At 28.5% G+C, this 1,525-nt stretch carries 5 protein-coding genes; all 5 read right to left on the reverse strand.

All coding sequences use genetic code 11. The annotated features are described in order from the left end of the window. Window positions 1-92: 92 nt before the first annotated feature. The 5 genes from C4E06_RS28060 to C4E06_RS16195 are packed head-to-tail and all read right to left on the reverse strand — an operon-like array spanning window position 93 to window position 1,490. Window positions 93-308 carry a hypothetical protein gene (locus C4E06_RS28060; protein ID WP_198648743.1) on the reverse strand — a complete coding sequence of 72 codons (216 nt, stop codon included), beginning with the start codon at window positions 306-308 and terminating at the stop codon, window positions 93-95. Then, the gene (locus C4E06_RS28065) at window positions 292-462 is read right to left on the reverse strand and encodes a hypothetical protein (RefSeq protein WP_198648744.1); all 171 of its coding nucleotides are present in this window, start codon (window positions 460-462) and stop codon (window positions 292-294) included. Before C4E06_RS28065 ends, C4E06_RS28060 begins: the two co-directional genes overlap by 17 nt. Before the next feature lie 13 nt (window positions 463-475). After that, window positions 476-715: a hypothetical protein gene (locus C4E06_RS28070; protein WP_198648745.1), complete on the reverse strand. Its 240-nt coding sequence runs from the start codon at window positions 713-715 to the stop codon at window positions 476-478. Between the two features lie 29 nt (window positions 716-744). Further along, the gene (locus C4E06_RS16190) at window positions 745-1,086 is read right to left on the reverse strand and encodes a XisI protein (protein ID WP_107668997.1); all 342 of its coding nucleotides are present in this window, start codon (window positions 1,084-1,086) and stop codon (window positions 745-747) included. Continuing rightward, window positions 1,071-1,490, reverse strand: a complete 420-nt coding sequence (locus C4E06_RS16195) for a XisH family protein (RefSeq protein WP_107668998.1) — start codon at window positions 1,488-1,490, stop codon at window positions 1,071-1,073. The genes C4E06_RS16190 and C4E06_RS16195 overlap by 16 nt, the downstream gene beginning before the upstream one ends. Window positions 1,491-1,525: the final 35 nt, after the last annotated feature.

The raw sequence follows: 1,525 nt of genomic DNA on the forward strand, positions 1-1,525 counted from the left end.
CAGAATTACTTTAAAATTATACTTTTATGAATAAAACTTTTGTGTATTTATGAGGTTACTGAATAATAAATTGAATCAATTATGATATTGAATTAAGTATCATTAAATGGATTAACTAATTCTAATTCAGTAATCCACCTAAAATCATCAATATTCCTAGTGATAATAGTTAAATTATACACTAAAGCTGTTCCTGCAATGATAGAATCCCCCAAAGACATTTTTCTAAGTTGCTTTAGTCTCACTGCTTGATTAATAACTGCTTGAGAAATTGGTAAAATTTGAGAGGCATTAAAAAAAGTCCTCAAAATAAATTTTCTCTTCAGTGCTTAATTTATGATAACCCAAGACTTCAATATAAGACAGTGCAGAGACATAAGTATTGTTTTCAGCAATAAACTCCCTTAAAAATTCATTTTCTTGTTCTGCTGCATAAATAATAATATTGCTATCAAGTAACATTATCTAATCTCTATTAGGAAGGGAACGATCTTGGCGGATATTTTTTTTGCCATTTTCTAGCATCAATTTCAGAAAAAGTATTATTTTTAGCTATTTTCCTTAATGCTTCTGCCATTTTTTCCCCATTAGATTTATGTTCAATTATTTGTATTTTTTCTAATAACTCTTGAACTTGAAGAAATTCCTCATAAGGTAAAACAGCAAACTCTTTTTGACCATTCTTTGTTAAAAATTCAGGATGTAATTTAATCATTTTTATCTCCTTAAATTAAGTGTAAGTATTTAAGCAATAGCAAAGTCTGTATGTTTACGAGTTTCGGGATCATAAAAAGCTAAAACAATATCCTCTTTTGGGACACCTTCTCTTAATAATTCATTAGCAATACCTTCCTCTGTCCAATCTTCTTCTATATAGATTTTATTATTTTTTATTCGTATGTGAACATGAGTTGATTTTAGACGTTTATCTTCTTGCCAATCAACGGTTAACCAAAGATAATGGTCATGGTTTTCATCAAATACTAAACAAGTTTCAGATTGATGATCTGGTGATTGATTGACTAATTGATCATATTCTGTGAGAATATTTTTAATTAACTCTCTATACTTTACGATTTTATCCATGAACTAATTTCCTCCTTTGTATCGTTAAAAACAAGCAATTTCATCTGATGACGTTTGACAACAGCTTGAATTGATGTTCTCTGAAAAAAAGTATTAAAGACACCATTCTTAATTGCCAGATAAATTTCATAATCTTTCTGAGAAAATTCGAGGAAGTCACGATATAAAAGATATTGACCTAATGCTTTCTGAAAATCATTCATGGGAGAAGGATTGATAAAACTTTTAATTTCAACAACAATTCTTTTTCCTTTTTGTTGAGCTAATAAAGTCCTTTCTACCAATAAATCAGTATAAAGATTCTCACCTTCATATTCAATGGTATAAGGATCAGCTATAATTGTCCAACCATCTTTAATTAAAGCATTTTTAACTGCATCATGGTAAATATCTTTGGCTGGCATTTTCCTCCTTATATTTATTTTAGGGGATATTTTAT

This window comes from Cyanothece sp. BG0011 (assembly GCF_003013815.1).
In the GTDB taxonomy this organism is placed as follows: domain Bacteria; phylum Cyanobacteriota; class Cyanobacteriia; order Cyanobacteriales; family Microcystaceae; genus Crocosphaera.